The following is a 2,672-nucleotide window of genomic DNA, read 5'->3' as shown; positions in this document are numbered from 1 at the left end:
CCCCCAGGCGCCCCAGCGGAAACGCCGGCAGCATGGCGCGACGCTGCGCATCCGGCATCCGCAACGCCGTCCGCTCGGTCAGCACCGCCGACGGCGACAGGCAGTTGACCCGCACCCCCGCCGGCCCCGCCTCCACGGCGGCATGCCGCGTCAGCATGATGACCCCAGCCTTGGCCGCGCCGTAGCCGGCCGGCGCGCCCGAGGCCACGCGGCCGCCGGCCGAGGCCATCGTCACCGCGCTGCCCGCGCCGCGCGCGATCATGCCCGGCAGGAAGCATTGCAGCGTGAAGAACGTGGACGTCAGGTTGTTGTCGAGGCTGGAGCGCCAGTCCTGCTCGCTGATCTCGCCCAGGGGCTGCGGCCGGCCCGTGCCGCCGCCGGCGAAGGCCGCCAGCAGGTCCGGCTCGCCCCAGGCCTGGCGCAGTTCCCCGGCCATGCGCCGCGTGTCCGCCAGGCTGGCGCAATCGGCGGGCGCCGCCATGGCCTGGCCGCCGGCGTCCCGGATCGAGGCGACCACGGCCTGGATCGCCGCCTCGTCGCGGCCGTTGACGGCCACCTTCGCGCCGCTGGCCGCCAGGGCCCGGCAGGTCGCCGCGCCGATGCCGCGCGAGCCGCCGGTCACCAGCGCGACCTTGCCGCGCAGGTCGGGATAGTGGGTGATCGTGGATGGAAGGGTCGTCATGGCCTGCGCTCCGGTGTAGGGAAAGACGCAGCGTAGAAGCCGCCATGGCTATACTCAATTCATCGTTTTTTCGCCGATCCATAAATTTATTTATGTCATATCTGCTCTATCTGCGCAGCTTCGTCAGCGTCTACCGGCACAGTTCCATCTCGCGCGCGGCGTCCACGCTATCGCTGACCCAGCCCGCCGTGTCGCGCCATGTGAAGCTGCTGGAGGCCCATCTGGGCGCGACGCTGTTCACCCGGCTGCCGCGCGGGCTGGCGCCCACGCCGGCCGCGGTCGAGCTGGAACGGCAGGCTGGTCCACACCTGGACGCGCTGGAGGGCATGCTGCACGCGCGGGGCGAAGGCGGCGCGCTGGCCGGCGTCGCGCATGTCGGCGCCACCAGCGGCTTCATCGCGCTGCTGCTGCCGGCGCTGGCCGGCCTGCATCGCCGTGGCCTGCGCGTGGACCTGCGCGCCATGCCGCCGCCCGCCCTGCTGTCGGCGCTGGCCGAACGCGTGATCGACGTGGCGGTGACGCCGGCGCGGATTCCGCACAAGGGCGTGGAATACCAGCTGCTGCATGAATGTCCGCAACGGCTGGTGTGCGCGCCCCAGTGGAGCGGCAGGCTGCCGAAAAGCGCCGCGCCCCGGGGCCTGCCGCTGATCGACCTGCAAGGCCCCGCCGCGCCGCTGGCGCCCTACTGGAAGCAGGTCTACGCGCGCGATCCCGACGCGCCGGCGCTGGTGCTGCCCGACTATCAGGCGGCGCTGGACGCGACCCGCGCCGGCGCCGGGCTGGCCGTGGCGCCCGAATGCCTGTGCCGCGACGCCTTGCAGGCCGGGCAACTGGTCGCGGCGCCGCAGGCCCGGCGTCCGCCGTCCTTCGCGCTGTACGCCGCGCGCCCCAAGGGGCCGCTGTCCGAGCGCGCGCGCTACTGCCTGGAACGGCTGGCCGAGGCGGCGACGCGCTGGTAGCGCTGGTAGCGCCGGTCTTGCTGACAGCTTGCTGATACGAAAACGATAATAATTATTATTAATATAGAATCACCCCTGTCAGCCATCCCGAGCACCGGCAGTCCAGATGTCTCCACTTCCGGCCCAGCGCCGGCTTCCTCGCCCTTTTCCCCTTACCCGCCGCGCGGCCGTCGTGCTGTCCGCGCTGCTGTTGTTGGCGATCGCGCTGGCTCTTGTGTGGCTCGCGAGCGCACGGCAGCCCGCCACGCCGCGCCCCGGCTTCGGCAAGGAAGCCGTGCCCGTCAGCGTGGCGCCGGCCACCAGCGGCCCCTTGCGCCTGGACCTGCATGCGCTGGGCACGATCACGCCGCTGGCGCGGGTCGTGCTGCGCACCCAGGTCGACGGTGAACTGCTGACGCTGCATTTCACGGAGGGACAGGAGGTCCGCCCCGGCCAGCTGCTGGCCGAGATCGATCCGCGCCCCTACCATGCGACGCTGGCCGTCGCCGAAGGCGAGCTGGCCCGCAGCCAGGCGCTGCAGGCCAACGCCGACATGGACCTGCGCCGCTACCGCGCGCTGGCGCGCAACGACGCCGTGGCCGGACAGAAACTGGACGCCGCCGAGGCCCAGGCGCGCATGACGGCGGCGCAGGTCGCCCGCGACCAGGCGCGCGTGGACGAGGCGCGCCGCCAGCTCGCATTGACGCGCATCACCGCGCCGCAAGGCGGCCGCATCGGGCTGCGGCGAATCGACGCCGGCAACCATGTGCGCGCCTCGGACGCCGACGGCCTGACCACGCTGGTGCAGACCCGCCCCATATCCGCCGTTTTCAGCATCCCGGAAACCCGGCTCGACGCGCTGCGCCGGGCGCAGGCCGGCGGCGCCGCGCTGCGCGTGCAGGCCTGGGACGCGGATGAGCGGCGCATCGTCGCCGAAGGCACGCTGCAGGCGCTGGACAACCGCATCCAGGCCGCGACCGGCACCGTCAAGCTGCGCGCCCATTTCGACAACGCGGACGAGGCGCTGTTTCCGAACCAGTTCGTCAACATCC

3 protein-coding genes are annotated in these 2,672 nt (G+C 72.5%); 2 read left to right on the top strand and 1 reads right to left on the bottom strand.

Going from position 1 to position 2,672, the window contains the following annotated elements; genetic code table 11:
- Positions 1-682: SDR family NAD(P)-dependent oxidoreductase (locus KDH83_RS30240; RefSeq protein ID WP_212322626.1), on the bottom strand; the 682-nt coding region annotated here is incomplete at its 3' end.
- Between the two features lie 92 nt (positions 683-774).
- On the opposite strand from KDH83_RS30240, the gene KDH83_RS30235 reads away from it, so the two are divergent.
- Both KDH83_RS30235 and KDH83_RS30230 read left to right on the top strand, forming a co-directional pair.
- Positions 775-1,641, top strand: a complete 867-nt coding sequence (locus KDH83_RS30235; RefSeq protein ID WP_212322622.1) for a LysR family transcriptional regulator — start codon at positions 775-777, stop codon at positions 1,639-1,641.
- Between the two features lie 106 nt (positions 1,642-1,747).
- Positions 1,748-2,672, top strand: a 925-nt coding sequence (locus KDH83_RS30230) for an efflux RND transporter periplasmic adaptor subunit (protein ID WP_212322620.1), incomplete at its 3' end; no start/stop codon positions are given.

This window comes from Achromobacter sp. Marseille-Q0513 (genome assembly GCF_018195695.1).
Lineage (GTDB): Bacteria > Pseudomonadota > Gammaproteobacteria > Burkholderiales > Burkholderiaceae_B > Achromobacter.
This window is presented reverse-complemented; position numbering and strand designations above follow the sequence as displayed.